The sequence below is a fragment of the Streptomyces sp. NPDC036984 genome, assembly GCF_055607665.1.
In genome coordinates, this window is record NZ_JBVJRL010000036.1 from 37028 (window position 1) to 53475 (window position 16448).

The 16448-nt window shown below is 69.0% G+C and carries 17 protein-coding genes and 3 pseudogenes; 10 read left to right on the forward strand and 10 right to left on the reverse strand.

Annotated features, from left to right (window positions below):
• Positions 1-164: 164 nt before the first annotated feature.
• Complete coding sequence (locus ACZ7DL_RS37210; protein WP_470781235.1) at positions 165-377, reverse strand: helix-turn-helix domain-containing protein; 213 nt, start codon at positions 375-377, stop codon at positions 165-167.
• 409 nt (positions 378-786) lie between these two features.
• Between ACZ7DL_RS37210 and ACZ7DL_RS37215 the strand changes: the two genes are divergently transcribed.
• The 3 genes from ACZ7DL_RS37215 to ACZ7DL_RS37225 all read left to right on the forward strand — a co-directional run bounded on the left by ACZ7DL_RS37215 (position 787) and on the right by ACZ7DL_RS37225 (position 4101).
• Positions 787-1362 carry a PadR family transcriptional regulator gene (locus tag ACZ7DL_RS37215; protein WP_470781236.1) on the forward strand — a complete coding sequence of 192 codons (576 nt, stop codon included), beginning with the start codon at positions 787-789 and terminating at the stop codon, positions 1360-1362.
• 106 nt (positions 1363-1468) lie between these two features.
• Entirely contained in the window at positions 1469-3193 is a 1725-nt protein-coding gene (locus ACZ7DL_RS37220) for an acyl-CoA dehydrogenase family protein (protein WP_470781237.1), read from the forward strand.
• A gap of 323 nt (positions 3194-3516) precedes the next feature.
• Positions 3517-4101, forward strand: a complete 585-nt coding sequence (locus ACZ7DL_RS37225; RefSeq protein ID WP_369243607.1) for a GNAT family N-acetyltransferase — start codon at positions 3517-3519, stop codon at positions 4099-4101.
• On the opposite strand, the gene ACZ7DL_RS37230 is transcribed toward ACZ7DL_RS37225, so the two are convergent.
• The 3 genes and pseudogenes from ACZ7DL_RS37230 to ACZ7DL_RS37240 form a co-directional block, all read right to left on the reverse strand.
• Positions 4098-4418 (reverse strand): hypothetical protein, encoded by a 321-nt coding sequence (locus ACZ7DL_RS37230; RefSeq protein ID WP_470781239.1) that lies wholly within the window; start codon positions 4416-4418, stop codon positions 4098-4100. The two genes, ACZ7DL_RS37225 and ACZ7DL_RS37230, sit on opposite strands and share 4 nt — an antisense overlap.
• Before the next feature lie 190 nt (positions 4419-4608).
• A complete protein-coding gene (locus tag ACZ7DL_RS37235) occupies positions 4609-5118 on the reverse strand; it encodes a hypothetical protein (RefSeq protein ID WP_470781241.1) in 510 nt (169 codons plus the stop codon).
• A 70-nt stretch (positions 5119-5188) separates the two neighbouring features.
• Positions 5189-5557: pseudogene (locus tag ACZ7DL_RS37240) on the reverse strand (NF041680 family putative transposase); the annotation flags it as partial.
• Between the two features lie 357 nt (positions 5558-5914).
• Between ACZ7DL_RS37240 and ACZ7DL_RS37245 the strand changes: the two are divergent.
• Complete coding sequence (locus tag ACZ7DL_RS37245; RefSeq protein WP_470781243.1) at positions 5915-6394, forward strand: hypothetical protein; 480 nt, start codon at positions 5915-5917, stop codon at positions 6392-6394.
• 135 nt (positions 6395-6529) lie between these two features.
• Here ACZ7DL_RS37245 and ACZ7DL_RS37250 read toward each other — a convergent pair whose 3' ends face one another.
• Positions 6530-7291 (reverse strand): ZIP family metal transporter, encoded by a 762-nt coding sequence (locus tag ACZ7DL_RS37250; RefSeq protein ID WP_470781244.1) that lies wholly within the window; start codon positions 7289-7291, stop codon positions 6530-6532.
• A gap of 265 nt (positions 7292-7556) precedes the next feature.
• Between ACZ7DL_RS37250 and ACZ7DL_RS37255 the strand changes: the two genes are divergently transcribed.
• From ACZ7DL_RS37255 to ACZ7DL_RS37265, 3 genes and pseudogenes are all read left to right on the forward strand, one after another.
• Entirely contained in the window at positions 7557-9305 is a 1749-nt protein-coding gene (locus ACZ7DL_RS37255) for a SpoIIE family protein phosphatase (protein ID WP_470781246.1), read from the forward strand.
• Positions 9306-9758: 453 nt separating this feature from the next.
• Positions 9759-10268 carry a phosphatase PAP2 family protein gene (locus ACZ7DL_RS37260; protein ID WP_470781248.1) on the forward strand — a complete coding sequence of 170 codons (510 nt, stop codon included), beginning with the start codon at positions 9759-9761 and terminating at the stop codon, positions 10266-10268.
• A gap of 159 nt (positions 10269-10427) precedes the next feature.
• A pseudogene (locus ACZ7DL_RS37265) lies at positions 10428-10739 on the forward strand (protein kinase domain-containing protein); the annotation flags it as partial.
• A gap of 22 nt (positions 10740-10761) precedes the next feature.
• Here ACZ7DL_RS37265 and ACZ7DL_RS37270 read toward each other — a convergent pair.
• The gene (locus ACZ7DL_RS37270) at positions 10762-11406 is read right to left on the reverse strand and encodes a carbonic anhydrase (RefSeq protein WP_470781250.1); all 645 of its coding nucleotides are present in this window, start codon (positions 11404-11406) and stop codon (positions 10762-10764) included.
• 349 nt (positions 11407-11755) lie between these two features.
• On the opposite strand from ACZ7DL_RS37270, the gene ACZ7DL_RS37275 reads away from it, so the two are divergent.
• From ACZ7DL_RS37275 to ACZ7DL_RS37285, 3 genes are all read left to right on the forward strand, one after another.
• Positions 11756-11923, forward strand: a complete 168-nt coding sequence (locus ACZ7DL_RS37275; RefSeq protein ID WP_470781252.1) for a hypothetical protein — start codon at positions 11756-11758, stop codon at positions 11921-11923.
• A gap of 508 nt (positions 11924-12431) precedes the next feature.
• Positions 12432-12653: a hypothetical protein gene (locus tag ACZ7DL_RS37280; RefSeq protein WP_470781254.1), complete on the forward strand. Its 222-nt coding sequence runs from the start codon at positions 12432-12434 to the stop codon at positions 12651-12653.
• A gap of 231 nt (positions 12654-12884) precedes the next feature.
• A complete protein-coding gene (locus tag ACZ7DL_RS37285) occupies positions 12885-13508 on the forward strand; it encodes a DUF1326 domain-containing protein (RefSeq protein WP_470781256.1) in 624 nt (207 codons plus the stop codon).
• A 323-nt stretch (positions 13509-13831) separates the two neighbouring features.
• On the opposite strand, the gene ACZ7DL_RS37290 is transcribed toward ACZ7DL_RS37285, so the two are convergent.
• The 4 genes and pseudogenes from ACZ7DL_RS37290 to ACZ7DL_RS37305 form a co-directional block, all read right to left on the reverse strand.
• Complete coding sequence (locus ACZ7DL_RS37290) at positions 13832-14668, reverse strand: DUF2182 domain-containing protein (RefSeq protein ID WP_470781258.1); 837 nt, start codon at positions 14666-14668, stop codon at positions 13832-13834.
• A 211-nt stretch (positions 14669-14879) separates the two neighbouring features.
• Entirely contained in the window at positions 14880-15248 is a 369-nt protein-coding gene (locus ACZ7DL_RS37295; protein WP_470781268.1) for a DUF6193 family natural product biosynthesis protein, read from the reverse strand.
• A 9-nt stretch (positions 15249-15257) separates the two neighbouring features.
• Positions 15258-15473 (reverse strand): hypothetical protein, encoded by a 216-nt coding sequence (locus tag ACZ7DL_RS37300; RefSeq protein WP_470781260.1) that lies wholly within the window; start codon positions 15471-15473, stop codon positions 15258-15260.
• Positions 15474-15910: 437 nt separating this feature from the next.
• Positions 15911-16267, reverse strand: a pseudogene (locus ACZ7DL_RS37305) (MmyB family transcriptional regulator); the annotation flags it as partial.
• Positions 16268-16448 lie beyond the last annotated feature (181 nt).

The window sequence follows — 16448 nt, forward strand, 5'->3', positions numbered from 1 at the left end:
GCCTGGCTGCGCCGGGCAGGACCGTACGGCCGGCACCTGCTCGTCGCCTTGGAGACCGCGGCACTCCGCGCCGACCGCCCACCGGGGCCCGCCCACCGGTTCGCGTGCCGGCGGACCTGCGAACCGATGGCCGGCTCCGACAGGCGTCGGGACCGCGGCGGCTGTCATCGTGTCGATTGGGCGGCGCCGGTGCGCGCATCGCCTCCCCGTGCCCTGAGGGCCACGCTCGCTTCGGTGAGCACGCTATGTACGAACCCGTACGACCGACCATGAGCCTCGGCTATGGCACGGATCGATCGCCCCTCGCTGTATTCCCTGGTGAAGACTTCGGCCAGCTCCTTGCGGGCGCTGCCTGTGATCCACTTGCCCTTGTGCACGGGGATCTCCTCTCGAAGTGTCGAGACGTGATCACCGGTTGCCCGCGTCGCCGCGAACCATGCGGCCGAGCTGTGCAGGTTGCAACGAGTTGCGGCGGCCGGATACCTGTCCCGACCAGTCCGCCGGGGGCCGGCCGGTCGTCGCCGGTCGCTGCCTGGCTGTGCCGGGGACCGTACGACCGGCTACCGCCGGCCGCCTTGGAGCGTGCCGAACCATCGCCTGGATCTGTGTCTCCTGCTCGGGCATTGCTGTGGCCGGTGACGGACGGCAGCGCACTGCTGCTCATGGCCCGCTTCAACACGGCGGCTGGATGCCCCCCCCACGTTGCCATGGCCGGCCAAGTGAGCCTCGTCGCATCGGAGCGGGCGAGGCTTGCTATGCAACGAGTTGCATAAGATGATCGGCGTCATGGCGCTCGAACACGCGATCCTGGTGTCGCTCCTGGAGAAGCCAGGTTCCGGCTACGAGCTGGCCCGGCGCTTCGAGCGGTCCATCGGCTACTTCTGGACCGCTACCCACCAACAGATCTACCGCGTGCTCAAGCGCATGGAGAACGACGGCTGGGTCGACGTCCGGGACGTCCCGCAGCAGGGCCGGCCGGACAAGAAGGAGTACTGCGTCGCCGACCTCGGCCGGGCCGCGCTGTCCTCCTGGCTGCATGATCCGATCGAGCCGGAGAGCGTCCGTCACGACCTGGCCGTGAAGATCCGGGGCGCCGCCTTCGACGACGACCCGACCGCCCTGATCCGCGAGGTGGAGCGGCACCGGCAGGCGCACCGGGACCGCCTGGCGCACTATCTCGCAGGAGAGACGCGGGACTTCACGGGGCCGGAGGCGATCGCGGCCGGCCCTCAGGCGCCGCTCGACGCCGAGCGGGAGCTCCAGCACGTCGTACTGCGCGGCGGCATCGCGTACGAGCGGATGATGATCGACTGGCTGGACGACGTGCTCGCCACGCTGGCCCGGTTCGGTACGGACCGCTGACCGTCGCCCCACCCTCCGCCGGTCCTCCCGGTCCTCCCGGTCCGGCCAGTCCAGCCGTCAGACCTCCCGATTCCCACCCGTACACCAGCCGAAAGGCGTCCTTACCATGGCTGACCAGCTGCTGTTCAACCCGCGCACTTACGACCCCGCGCACTTCGACCCCGAGACGCGCCGCTTGCTGCGTGCCACCGTCGACTGGTTCGAGGAGCGCGGGAAGCGGCGGCTGATCGAGGACTACCGGACCCGCGCGTGGCTCGGTGACTTCCTCTCCTTCGCAGCGAAGGAAAACCTCTTCGCCACCTTCCTGACCCCGTCGTCCGCCGCGGGGGAGGAGGAACCGGACAAGCGATGGGACACCGCCCGGATCGCCGCGCTCAACGAGATCCTGGGCTTCTACGGCTTGGACTACTGGTACGCCTGGCAGGTCACGATCCTCGGTCTCGGCCCGGTCTGGCAGAGCGACAACGCCGCCGCCCGCGCCCGCGCCGCGGAGCTTCTCGCCCAGGGAGAGGTGTTCGCGTTCGGCCTGTCCGAGAAGGCCCACGGCGCCGACATCTACTCCACCGACATGCTGCTCGAGCCCGACGGCAACGGCGGCTTCCGCGCCACCGGCTCCAAGTACTACATCGGCAACGGCAACGCCGCCGGACTCGTCTCCGTCTTCGGCCGTCGTACCGACGTCGAGGGCCCCGACGGCTACGTGTTCTTCGCCGCCGACAGCCGTCACCCGGCCTACCACCTGGTCAAGAACGTCGTCGACTCCTCTAAGTTCGTCAGCGAGTTCCGCCTGGAGGACTATCCGGTAGCGGCCGAGGACGTCCTGCACACCGGCCGCGCCGCCTTCGACGCCGCCCTCAACACCGTCAACGTCGGCAAGTTCAACCTGTGCACCGCCTCGATCGGCATCTGCGAGCACGCGATGTACGAGGCCGTCACCCACGCCCACACCCGCATCCTCTACGGCCGCCCCGTCACCAGCTTCCCGCACGTGCGGCGCGAGCTGACCGACGCGTACGTCAGGCTCGTCGGCATGAAGTTCTTCAGCGACCGCGCCGTCGACTACTTCCGTTCCGCCGGACCGGACGACCGCCGCTACCTGCTCTTCAACCCGATGACGAAGATGAAGGTGACCACGGAGGGGGAGAAGGTCATCGACCTGATGTGGGACGTCATCGCCGCCAAGGGCTTCGAGAAGGACAACTACTTCGGCCAGGCTGCCGTGGAGATCCGCAGCCTGCCGAAGCTCGAGGGTACGGTCCACGTCAACCTGGCGCTGATCCTGAAGTTCATGCGCAGCCACCTCCTCGACCCGGTCGAGTACCCCGACGTGCCGACCCGCCTCGACGCGGCCGACGACGACTTCCTGTTCCGGCAGGGGCCGGCGCGCGGCCTCGGCTCGGTGCGCTTCCACGACTGGCGGCCCGCCTTCGACGCGTACGCGCACCTGCCCAACGTGACCCGCTTCCGCGAACAGGCCGACGCACTCTGCGCGTTCGTCGCCACGGCCGCACCCGATGCGGAGCAGAGCCGCGACCTCGACCTCGTCCTCGCGGTCGGTCAGCTCTTCGCTCTCGTCGTGCACGGGCAGCTCGTCCTGGAGCAGGTCGCCCTGACCGGACTCGACGAGGACGTGCTCGACGAACTCTTCGCCGTCCTCGTGCGGGACTTCTCCGCGCACGCCCTCGAACTGCACGGCAAGGACTCGGCGACCGAACAGCAGCAGGACTGGGCGCTCGGTTCGATCCGGCGGCCGGTCGTCGACGAGGCGCGTACGGAGCGGGTCTGGCAGCGGGTCGAGGCGCTGTCCGGCGCGTACGAGATGGCCCCGTAAGCGCGCCGTACGCATCACCGGTTGCCGGGCCGCGTGGGCCCGGCCACCGGTCGGTCTGGGTTCGGCTCCGTATCCATTCCGCCGGCTGCGGAGACATCCCGTACGCGGGGTGTGGCCTGGTGGGCCCGACCGTCCGGGTTGGGTGAGGAAGCCTTCGCGGGCGAGGCGGCTGTGGGTGACGTGCATGTCGGGGTCGTCGGTGGGCGGGCCGAGTAGTCGTGCCGTGCACGATCTGCTGGTAGGGGAAGCCTTGGTCGTGAAGATCGGACCGGTATCGAATATTCGGTGTTCTGCCCGCCCCATGAGGACACAAGATGGTGCGCATGACTTTGGCCACCCCCATACTGCACACCGCTCGCCTGCGACTGCGCCCCTTCACCGACGCCGACGCGGACCTGCTCTTCGCCCTGCACAGCAGCACCTACGTGATGCGCTACTGGGACTCCCCGCCGTGGAACGAACGGGCCCGCGCCGAACGCTTCATCAACATGTGCCGGAAGATGGCGGACGAAGGCACCGGGGCGCGGGTGGCCATCGACCGCGCTTCTGACGGGGCCTTCGTCGGCTGGTGCGGTCTGACCGGATGGAACCCGGACTACCGCAGCGCGTCGTTGGGCTACGTCCTCGACGAAGCGATGTGGGGACACGGCTACGCGACGGAGGCCGCGCACGCCTTGCTGCAGTGGGCATTCGACACACTGGACCTGAATCGAGTTCAGGCCGAGACCGATACGCGCAACGTGGCATCTGCCCGGGTCCTGGAGAAGATCGGATTCATGCGTGAAGGGACGTTGCGGGAGGACTGCGTCGTGAACGGCGAGGTATCCGACTCGTGGGTGTTCGGGCTGATCAGGCGAGAGTGGCGGCCGGCGGCCGTGCCGATTCCAGCCCGCGAAGAGCGGCGTTAAGTCCGTCTCCGGTAGAGGCCGCGTCCAGACTGAGTGAGGAAGCCCTGACGGGTGAGGCGTCCAAGGCGGCTGCGGGTGACGTTCATGGTCGGGTCGTCGGTGGGCATGCCGGGGAGTTCGTGTAGATCACGGATCCGGAACGCCTGATCGGCGTGGGCGTTGAAGGCGTTCAGGATGACCTGGTAGGCGGTGGTCAACTCAGGCGGTTCGGATTCGGTCCCGGTCGGGGCGAGTTCCGCAATGACCTTCCGGGTCGTTACAAGCTCCGCCAGACGCGCCTCGGCCTTTGCCAGAGCAGCGTTCAAGTGCTTCACCACGCCGTCCAGGCGGTGGCCACCGTGCACAACTTCGCCATGGCAGGGTGAAACAGCAGGTCAGCCATCACTCCGACACGCCCGCCACCAAGCCTTCTGCAACACCCTTTAGCTTGAGTTTTAACCTCTGCCTCGATCAGTTTTTGGCTGGTCGAGGCAGACAAGAAGTTCGCACGGAGCTGAGTGCCAGCTCTCAATCTTCATGCGACACACCAAGGTCGTGGCGCATAGCGGTTCTCATAGTTCGGAGCATTTCCCAGACCTCGTACTGGGCCTGGGCCGCGGTCTCCAGTGTTTCGCCTGGTTCGGGGGCACCGCGTTCGAGGCGCTTCACCTGGCCGTAGACCTTGTTCAGGGCTTGGTTGACGACACTCGCTCGCATGAGTACTTCTTCGGGGGCGATCATCTGTGCTTCGGAGTATCGATCGCGGTGCGCGTTCTTCGCCTCCTCGAGTGCGTCGCTGTCGGCCTCCTCCACGCCGCGTTCCCTCATGACGTGCAGGTGGCGGTTGAGTGCGGTGGTGAACTGCCGGGCATCCCGGTTGAGTTCCACATAGCAAGTGCGCCGCAGCGAACGGTTCTCGCGGACCTCCTCATGGTCTCGAACGAGCTCTATCTCCCGGCGCTTCGCTCGTTCGGAGCCGCGCTGGGTGAGTAGCGCCCCTCCCAGGGTTCCTGCGACGCCTGCGACAGCGATGATCACTGAGCTGAGATCCACCGACGTACCCCGTGAACTCCTTCGGCCTCGTGCCCGCTGCACATGGCCCAGACCGTCAAGTCTGCCGCTCCTTGGTGCGCCGGGGTCTGGTGCCCTTCTTGTGGTGGGCGGGGCGGCTGTACGCCTCGCCGGTGGCAAGGACTCTGCCCACGTCATGGCGGGTGGCCGGGTGGCGGTTCTGGGAACCCGGCGGCCGGCCAGGCCCAGGACGAGACGGTTTCGGTGCACTGGCCGGGGAGCCGGTCCTCGTGCACAGGTTCCTGAACCCCCTGCGGACCCGGGCGGGCGTGAGCCTGTTCGGCGGAGCCGGTTTCTCCCAGGGGCGCCGGAGATCGGCGGCCAGCGGCCGCGCGAGCCGGAGCTGGGCATAGGCGGCGATCACCAGCCACGTCCACCGGTCGGCAGCCTCCGAGCTGCGAAGTTCTCCTGATCGCCTCGGGAAACGCCGGTGGCTGACGCCGGAACGGTGTGGCGGTCAGGACTGTGACGGTGCCTGTCGCGAAGGCCCCTATCGGGACACGCCCACCGTTTCGGTGACAGCACGCACCGCCTCAGGCAGCAGCCGGCAGATCAAACGCAAGGCACCAGGGCCAGTCGTATCGCGGGCCAGACCACCACCCAAGGCGGCACCCCAACATCCTCACAGTCGTATCCCGTGGCGACCAGTCATGGCCGACCGCACCCGCGACACACCGGCGGAGAACCCGGCAGGGACTTCGGTGCCCGCGTCCGCAGCGAAGGCCACTGGTGCCGGCGCACCGGTTCGGACAAGCTGCGACACATGGACTGGACACCCCTGCTCTCCACTTTGACCGGTGCCGTCATCGGCATCGCAGCCACTCTGATCGCTGATCGCAACCGGTGGCGGCAGGAGGACGCCAGGCACGCGCTGGAAGTGCGGCGCGAGGTGTACACGGAGTACGTTTCCGCCCTCAAAGCTGCGGGTGAGGAGATACGGGCCGTCGCTCTGGGCGACCACATGTCCGAGTCGGCGCGCGACGCGGCGGTGCGAGAGGCCGTGCGCGGCACCGGAATCTACACGGCGAGCGAACGTCTCTGGCTCGTGGGCCCGCCGCAGGTCGTGGAGGCAGGGAACGAGGCGTTCCACTGCCTGCGCGCGATCCGCGACGCCTATGCCCGTGGAGTGGCTGTCGGCTCGGCCGACGACGCCCCCCTGATAGAGCGGCGACGCAAGGCCATGGCGCAGATGCGTCAGATCATGCGTGAGGACCTGGGCATCGGACCCCTCGGAATCGAGTGATGGGTCACCAGCCCTGAGCTTGTCACAGCCTCGCCAGGCCCCGCTCCCGGCGGCGGGGCCGTCACCTTGCCTGCCGACCCATGGTTCGAGCCTGCCCGGGCCCTCCTGTCGTTGGCTCGTACACCTGGGCGGGTGTCAGGCGTGGGACAGTGCGAAGGAGACCAGGAAGCCGCTGACGGTGACCAGTCCTATCGCCAGGTGGGCTTCCTGGAATGCTTCGGGGATCATGGTGTCGGCGATCATGGCCAGGATCGCGCCGGCGGCAACGGCGGTGACCGCGGCGACCACGGCTGTGGAAAGGCCGCCGACCACGGTGTAGCCGAGCACCGCGGACAGGGTGCTGGCCGCGGCGATGGCTCCCCAGACACCGAAGATGTAGCTCTTGGTGCGCCCGGCCTCTTTCATTCCGGCGGAACTGGACAGGCCCTCGGGAACGTTGCTGATGAACACCGCCGCCACCGTGACCAGGCTGACGGCGCCGCCGTCGAGCAGGCTGACGCCGATCACCGCCGACTCGGGTATGCCGTCCAGCAGCGCACCCAGCGCCAGCGCCAGCCCGGAACCGCTTTGCTGCCGCTCGGACGGCTGCGTCTGGCTTTGGTGGTGACCTGAGCGTTTGCGATGGCGGGCGCCACGGCGCGCCAGCCACAGATTGCCGACCGTGTAGGCCGCTGCGCCGGCCAGTGTTCCGACGGCCGCCGGGCCCAGCCCACCTTGGTCGTAGGCTTCGCCGATCAGCTCGAACGAGACGGCCGAGAGCAGCACACCGGCTCCGAAGGCCATCACCAGCGCGATGACTTTCTGCGGCACGCGCAGCGCGTAACCGCACCCCGCGCCCAGCAGCAGGGCGCACCCTGCCAGCAATCCCCAACCACCTGCTTGCATCACCTCTGGCATGCGCCCCTTGTACCCGTGCCAGCAGAGATCAGCGCCCGCGTTCTTCCAGGGTGCTCGGGCGGGCGCGAAACGCTGGAATGGTCTTTGCCGCCGCACTCGCGCGTGGGCCGGGGACGCTGCGTCGCTGCTGGTGCAGCACTGACGACAACCGCAGGAAGCGGATGCGGGCAGGACGGGGATGCTGGATTCATCCGCGGTGGGGCATGCGATAGGGCGATGAGCGCCCCGAGCGGGTGGGCCGTCAGTAGGCGAAGGAGATGAGGAGATGGCAGAGCCGGAGCATCCGGAGACGCGCGGGGAACAGGCCCTGGCAGCTACTGGTGAGCTGACCAGAGTGCTGGACGTGATCGGGACCGGCGCCTACGTGGTGGACGAGCAGGGCCGCATTGTCGGGGTCAACGCCCGCGCCGGAGAATTGCTGGCCCGGCCCGCGCAGGATTTCCTCGGCCGCGACGCACACGACCTGCTGCACCGAGACGCACACGGCCAGCCAGTGCCCAGGACTCGGTGCAGCATGCGGCAGGCATACCATGCCGGGCGCACCGCACAGGCAGAGGACGGCTACTTCGCACGCGGGGACGGCTCTGTGCTGCCTGTCTCCTGGCTGATCACCCCCTACGAAGCCGACGACCGTGAACTCGGCACGCTCGTCCTCTTCCACACCCGGCGCCCGCAGGCAGCCGACCCGCAACCCAAGCCGGCGGCCACCCAGCTGACGGAGCTCGAACGGCTCGCGCTGCTGGCGGAGACCACCACCCAGCTGACCTCCACCCTTGATGTCGACGAGGCGCTGCGCCGGCTGGTCGCCCTGGTGGTGCCCCGGCTGGCGGACTGGGCCGTCATCGACCTGATCACCGAGCGTGACGAGGTGTGGCGCAGTGCAGTCGTCCAGGCCGACGGCAACACCCTGGTTCACCACGAGGAACTGCTGGGGCCGATGCCGCCGGTCCCCGAGGAGTCCCCGATGCCGCTGTCGAGAGCCCTGCGCGGCGTCGCCTCCACCTTGGCCGGACCGCAGACCTACCAGGGGCCACCGGATTCCGGCATCGCGGTCGAACAGCGCCGCCTGTTCGACGCCACCGGCATCCACTCCGCAGCGATCGCCCCGATCCGCAGCACCCGCGAGGTCTTGGGCGCCCTCACCCTGGGACGCGCCAAGCAACCCGGCGACTTCGCCACCGCCGACCTTCCACTGCTGGAGGACATCGCCCGCCGCGCCGGCCTCGCCCTGGACAATGCCCGTCTCTACCAGCGCCAGCGCAAGGTCGCCGAGACCATGCAGAACCACCTCCTGCCCCAGATGCCGCGCGTGCCCGGGCTCCAGATGACGGTGCGCTACCTGCCCGCCCCGGATGCCTCGCAGGTCGGCGGCGACTGGTACGACGCCTTCACCCTGCCCGACGGAGCCACGGCCCTGGCCGTCGGGGATGTCGTCGGTCATGATCTGGAGGCCGCGGCCGGCATGGCCCAGGTCCGTAACATGCTGCGCGCCTATGCGTGGTCCCAGCAGGAACCCCCCAGCCGGATCGTCGAACGGCTGGATGAGGCGGTCATGCACATCACCGACGTCGCCATGGCGACCATGGTCTTCGTCCGGGTGAAGGAAGCCGACGACGGCCACTGGACACTGTCCTGGACCAACGCCGGCCATCCGCCGCCCCTGCTGATCACCCACGACGGCCTGGCCGACTACCTGACGGACGGCCACGGCATCCTGCTGGGCGCCGGGGTGCGCCCATCCCGCGCAGACGCCACCGCCTCGCTGCCGCCCGGCTCGACCCTGGTCCTGTACACCGACGGCCTGATCGAAGAACCTGGCCATACTCTCGACGAGGGCCTGCACCGGCTGCGCCGGCACGCCGCCGCCCTCGCCCACCGGCCTCTGGCGTCCTTCACCGACCAGCTGCTGCGCCGGGTTCGTCCCGTCGCCAACGACGACGACGTCGCCCTCCTCGCCTTGCGGGCGCCCACCCGACCCAGGCCCGGCCGGATGGCTCCCGAACGCGGTCGGTGACCAGGCACGCGAATCGAGGTGCCGTGGCTTCCGACCGTCGCCGTCACCACTCACCGGCACCCGAAGCCGGTGCCCACCCTGGTGCTGCCGGGCAGCTTGCCTGCCGGACGAAGGTGTTCTCATCCTCGGCATCCGCGCCGCACCGGCCACCGGATCGGCGCACCCGGGCCGGACACCCGCTTGTATCCGCGCCTGCTTCAACCGCACCCCTCAGGAGCAAGCCCGTCCTGACCCACCGGAATGAGCAGACGCTTGTGGGCGTCCTCTCCGGTGGCCTGGCGCCGCAGAAGGAGCCGTACACCCAGTCGCGCGACCCGCAAGTGGGACGAGAAGACGTGCGCAGCCTGGACGACAGGCGACGACCGATGCCGGGTCCATGGTGTGAGCTGCCCGTTCGGGGGATACCAGCAGGTCATGAGTTTGCTGAGGGGGCTGCTCCAAGCCGATCGTGTCGTGACTCAACAGGCTGCCACCCGCGTTCCTCCTGATGTCGGCAGGCTGCTCTCCGCGGTGGAGGAGGCGGCGGAGAGCACGAAGCTGTGGTGGGGTGCGGCCGTGGTGATGACCGCGTTCGGCGGCTGGCGGGGCCGTACGGCGGCGGCTGCGGGGCTGGCGTCGCTGTCGGTGGCGCAGCTCGTCTCCAACGGCTTGTGCAAGCAGCTCACCGACCGGCCCCGACCGCCCAAGGAATGGTTCCCGCACGACGAGGTCGACGACCGCCCCGACTCCTCCTCGTTCCCCTCCGGCCACACCGCAGCCGCGGTCGCCTTCACCACCGCTGTCACGCACACGTGGCCGGCCGCCGGGGCGGCGTGCGCGGTGCCTGCCGCCTTGGTGGCCGTCGAGCGAGTGCAAAGCGGAGCCCACTACCCCAGCGACGTCGCCGTCGGCGCCGCCATCGGCCTGGCAAGCGCCTGGCTGACCCGACACGCCCCGCGGCTGGTGCTGCGCAAACGGCTGTGACGGGAGAAGACGGCCCACGGGGGGCAAGGACCCCTGACCACCGCAAGCTGCTGCCGGCCGCTCGGCATTGCCCGCCTGCACCAACTGACCCTCGCCGGGTGACGGAGGAAGGTGCAGGTCATCCAATATGCCGTAGATCATTTACGGGAGGTCGCTCTGCCTGCCGGGATGCCCGAGCGGGAGGTGAGCGGCCGGATCGCCCGGGCCCGGGTCGAGGCCGGGCACGCGGCCCGGCTTCGCAGCCATCCGCACGTGGCCACCGTGCACGACGTCGTCGAAGAAGGCGGCCTTCCCTGGATCGTGACGGAGTACGTCGCCGGAGCGAAAGACCTCGCCGAGGTGGTCGCCGAGAACGGCCCGCTGTCGTCCGCGGAAACCGCACGCATCGGTCTTGCCGTCCTCGACGCTTTGACGGCCGGCCATCGCCTCGGCATTCTGCACCGGGACGTCAAGCCGGCGAACATTCTGCTGACCGAGCATGCACCGCCGGCGGTCAGGATGCGGCGGGGACCACCGCGTCGAGGCCGCGGGCCGCGACGAGCTGTGCACTGCCGTCGGTCAGGCGGTAACACAGGCCCACCACGGCCGCCTGGCCGACGGCGACCTTCTCGGCCAGCACCCGGGAGCGGTCCAGCAGCAGGCCGACGGTGCGGCTTATGTGTTCGGCGAGGACTTCGTCCGGCTCAACCCGTCCGGCGGCCCGCGCCGCCAGCACGCTGGGCGTCACCCGCTCGACGACGTCCCGGATGTACCCCGCCGGCACCATGCCGTCCTCCAGCGCGGCACAGGCCGCGCCGACCGCACCGCACGAGTCGTGCCCGAGCACCACCACCAGCGGACAGCCCAGCACCTCCACGCCGTACTCGATGCTGCCCAGTACTTCCGCACCCATGACGTGGCCTGCGGTGCGGACCACGAAGAGGTCGCCCAGGCCGCGATCGAAGATGATCTCGGCGGCCAGCCGGGAATCGGAGCAGCCGAACAGCACGGCGAAGGGCTGCTGGGACGGGGCGATCTCGGCACGGCGGGCGGCGTCCTGGTTCGGGTGCTCGGGGGTGCCCGCGACAAATCGCCGGTTGCCGACCCGCAGCAGCTCGAAGGCGTCACGGGGCGCCTGTGAGGCCCCTTTGGTATGCACTGCTGACCAGCGCCACACTGGCACAGGGCGACGTCGACCAAGCCGCCGAGTGGTTTCGCCGCGCCGCGGATGCTGCCGATCCCCAGGGCCCTGTCACGGCAGGCCGCGCCTGGTCCTTGGCCGGCCGCCCCGAGCGCGCCCGCAACGATTTCCTGAAAGCACGACAGCAGGCGGAAAGCTGCGGCGCCCAGGCTCTGCGGCGAGCGGCCGAGTCCCTCCAGGGGAGGAACAGCTAGGTGGCGCCTGACATGGGGCCGTCTGGTCACTGGGCACCTCGACTGCACGCCCCCTTCGGCGGGCGAGCTCTGGTGGGGCGCGGTGACGCCGTAGGGTTGGGCCGGTCAGCGGGATGGAGCACCGCGACGGCATCGTCCTGGACCATTGGGCGAAGTACCGGCTCGGGGAGACCGCCGAGACCATCGACGACCGCGACGACCCGGCCAAGCGGGGACGGTTCACCGGCTGGGTGGAGGGCTTCGTCCGAGCCGTCCACGGCCACGCCCGCCAACGGACCTAGCCCTCCACCGCCCATGTGGTTCGGAGTCCGGGGCGACGACGCCTCGGGATCACCCCCGCGGGCGCGGGGAGCGCACTCACTGACCTGCATTCTTACCGCTCCGCCGGCACATGGTTCATGACTTTCACCGAGTCCGGCATACCAACCAAAGGATCTTTGTCGGGACGTCCTACCGGCACCCGCCAGCGTGATGAGGATGCTGTTCTTCCGCGGTCGCCAGGTCCTGTCCGATGGGTGTATGACCGCTCTGCTGGGCGGTGTCGACCCGGCCGGCCTTGCAGTCTTGAGTGGTGGCGATCTTCAACGCCCCCCGCTAGGCTCCGTGTTGCTCATTCAAGAGCCACAGAGCACTGGCGACGTGTCCGATGGGGGACAGTGCTCCGGTCTCGACAAGCAATGAGCACGATGAGTCTCTGATCGTCGCAGAGCCTCAGCAGGCCATCGCAAGCGGTGGTCGAGCTGAGGCTGCCCGCCGACTGGTCGACCACCTTCGTGAAGGGATCGACTGGTGAGGCTCTCTTTTCCCGTTCAGGTACTTCTCGCGCTCTTGTCCTTCGTGTCGTCGCTGCTGGTGGCGGTGGTGGCGGGGGTGCTTTCGTGCGCAGCCGGGGCACCGGTAGCTGGTGCGGTGCTGTACGGCGGCGGCGCGTTCATTGGCTGGATGACGCTCTGCGTCACTGTGCTGACGGCGCTCGGCCTGCTCGGGCATCAAGGCCACCCCGGCGAGTAAGGGGTGCCCGACGATCAGCAGCGCAGCCACAGTCGGATCGCAGCGAGGGTGACGGTGCCGTGGAAGACGTAGCGTTCGGAATCCGCGGCGGACGCCGCGGAGCACTGGCACGGCCCGCCGCCGGCTGCCCCACAGGAAACGCTTTTGCACCTCCATTGACAGGTCTAGCGTAAAAGTACAGGGGGGCACCCCCGGGGATGCCCCCGTCACCCTTCGGAGAAGGGATCAGCCATGTCGTGGACGATATCCGGCAGATATGTCGCCGGTTGCTCGTGCGCAGTGCTGTGCAGCTGCCCGTACGACGGCCAGCCCCGGGACGCCGAGGGCGGCACCGAATGCCTGGGCACCGCGGTCTTCCACATAGGCAGCGGGAACCTCGACGGCTTGGATCTGTCCGGTGTGGACTTTGCGTTCTACAACCACTTCCCGTCCAACCTGTCCTCCGGCAACTGGAAGGTCGGACTGGTGGTGGATTCCGGAGCCAGCGACGAGCAGGCGAGCGCCCTGGAGCGCATCCTCTCCGGCCGGGAAGGCGGCATGTTCGGCCAGCTCGCGCAGTTCTTCGGCGAGTACCTGGGCATGGAGCGGGCGAAAGTGTCCCTCACCGACGGGGAGCGGGCCGGCTTCACCGTCGAGGGCAGGACGGAACTCTCCTACGAGCCGCTCACCGGCCCCGACGGCAGCGCGACGACGATCAAGAACGCTGCGTTCGGGTTCGCCCCGGAGTTCGAGGTCGGCAGGGCCACCGGACGTTCCGATGCGTTCGGGCTGAGTTACGAGGCGTCGTACGGCGAGACGGCCGACTACGTCTTCAGCAGTGAGGAGACCGAAGGAGCCACCCAGGGACGTGCCTGAGCGGGAGCCGCGCGGGAGCCCCGACGAGGTGCCCCGGCTGCTGACGACGGTGTTCTCCGCGTGGCGTCGGTGTTCGCCAGGCCCTCGCTGTCCCGGTGCGTGCCGATCGCACTCCTCGTCGGCACCCTGGTGTCGATCGTGAATCAGGGCGTCGTCAAGCTCGCCGGGGACGCCACAGCGGCGACCTGGCTGTGCGTCCTGTTCAACTACCCGGTGCTGTTCAATTACCTGGTGCTGTTCAACTACCTGGTGCTGTTCCGCGCCCTCCAGCACCGGCTTCTTCAGCTGCCGACGCGCGGTCTGGCGGACACGGGCCCGCTGAGTCACATACCGCTCATCGACGGCATCGAGCCCCGCAGCCCCGGCAGCAGCCAGTCCTGGAACGGCGCGAGCACTGCCAGGACGAGGAAGGCGATGCCCACGAAACGGGCGAGCAGCGGCCCCCGGGCCCACAGTTTCTCCACGAAGATCACCACAGCGAGTCCGGCCATCGCCGCGACGTTCATCACGCCGAGCGGAACGAGGACGACCATCAGCCCCCCACAGCACCCCACGCAGTAGGCACCGTGGTGGACGCCCACCCGCAGATCACGCGCCGGCGACCGGAAGCCGGCGTAGCGGATCAGATGGCTCATGGGGGCGCGGCAGTGTCGCAGGCACACGTACTTGAGTGGTCCCAGCTGATACAGGCCCGCCAGAAGGAACGCGGTGAAGCCGATCCAGCGTCCGGCCGAGGGATGGTCGGCGATCAGCCGGCCGGTGCCGGCCAGGACCGCATACGCCAGCGCACCGAAGGCGGTCCATACCAGCAGATAACCGCACACGAACTCCACCGTGCGCACGGCCCGAGCCCAGCCCGAGGACTGCCGGCCGATGCCCCGTACCCAGGTGACGGCAACCGGGGCCATGGACGGCAGCATCATGGCCGCCATCATCGTCACCCACAGCAGTAAGAACAGGGGCAGCGCCGTCCCCATCGTGCCGGGCCCCACCCCCATGGCCCGGGCCTGGGCGACCGTCAGCACCCACGCGGGCACCGCGATCAGCGCGACGAGGAACCACGCGACCGCGAGATCCCGCTTGTGCAGTAGGCCACCCCCGGCTCCGGTCGGCGCGGCCGATCGGGCGGGCGCGAATACGGAGGTCCGGGTGAAACGCATCGGTCTGTCCTCCAGCGGGCAAGTCCAGGAGACCACGCCTCCACCTGCACCGCGAGCCGCGCCCCTGGTGGGCTGGTATTCCAGCTGCTGCTAGTGATCTTGCAGATACCGGGCTGGAGGCAGGCGGCCACGCCGTTTGTCTGGTGGCGCGGCCTGTCCGCTCCGGCGGGCCGGGGCAGGCCGGAGAGGCTGAGAGGCGCTCATGCTGCCGCTACTCGAGGAGCCCGGTCCCGGAGCTTGGCGTGCCCCGAGTGCTGTGATCGATGACTATCGCCACCGCGGCCCGTGCGCTGTCCGTCTCGGCGATCCGCGGGCTGCTGCGGCTCGGTCCTTCGACGTAACACCGGCCGTCGCTCAGGGTGCCGATGTAGGGCATGTCCCAGGTGCAGGGGTACTCCGTGCGCCTGCTGAAGTACATCTCCCACATACCGGCCACGGGGTGGAGCCGACGAAGCAGCGGCTCGGCGTGAGCCACCCGCGCCAGTGCGGCAAACGGTTCCAGGAGCGGTGATCTCTCCGGCAGGGAAGGTTCGCCGGCCTTCGTCAGGATCCTGCGCCGGGCCGTGACTCCTGGCCGCAGACGGTGGTCTCACAGCGTGTTCGGGTCGGTGTCCTGGCCGCCCCGGCTGTCTTGGTTCTTCCTGGACAAGGGGTGCAGCCCCAGGAGGTCCCTGGCTGCCGTCCCTCTCGTGCCGTCCGGGTTGATCAGCACGATCAGTACAAGCAGCACGTATGAGCCTGCGATGGTGGAGGCGAGAATGAGGGCGCCGGTGGCGCCGCCGTTGAGAAGTTCGTAGATGGTCATCGGTCGCCTTGGCGAGCAGCCCCTTGTAGAGGCGCCCGGGGCAGCGTCAGAGCCTGGGAGGGGAGCGACCGGGCGCCGAGTCGGTCGTGGCCATGGGGGAGGAGCAATGTCCTGGCATCCTGCGAGTCATTTCAGGTCCCTCGAACGGTCATGGGGTGGGTGGGGGAGGGACGGTGGGCGGCCTGCCGACGCGCTGTCTTCATCCCATGACCCATTACGTCGCACCAGCAGCACCAGGGGCACGTCACGAGAACGCGTACCTTGACAAGTGACCGGTGACGTCGTCCGGCGGGTCAGGTGAGGCCGGCGGCAGACGGGCAGCACACACCGATCTACCGTGCCTGCCGGGGTGACTAGGCGGACAGCGGGGCGCCCGCGCAGACCGGTGGAGCCAGCGGTGCGGGCCCGTGGTGGTGTTCTTGGGCTGGTGTGGGATCTCACGGCGCGGGCGCCGGACGTTCCGCCTGCCGCGGGGCGGTCATGTCGAGCAGGAGCAGGGCGTCGTGGTCGGGGGTTTCGGGTTCTGCGGTGTAGACGCCGATGCGTTGGCCGGGGGTGCCTTCCACGTGCAGCGACTGCGAGGTGAGCGTGACCGTGCCGACCTGGGGGTGGTGGAAGGTCTTGTGGGCGGGCTTGCGTCCGGTCACTTCGTAGCGTTCCCACAGGCCCGCGAAGTCGGGGCTCTTGAGGAGGAGTTTGCCGACGAGGTTGGTGAGGTCGGGTGCGTCGGGTGCGGTGCCGGCGATGGCGCCCAGGCGGGCGACGCAGGCGGTGATCTGCCGGTCCCAGTCTGAATCAGCCTTGACCTCAACCGCACTTGAGGTCCTAGCTTAGCGATCATGACGACCGTAAGCACCCCGCAGCACAGCACCACCACGCCCGGCCAGCGGCCCATCGCCCTGGTCGCCTGGGGCGCCACCGAGGCGATCCTGCGGCACTCGCAGGCCGCCCTGGCACGCATCGACATGACCCAGC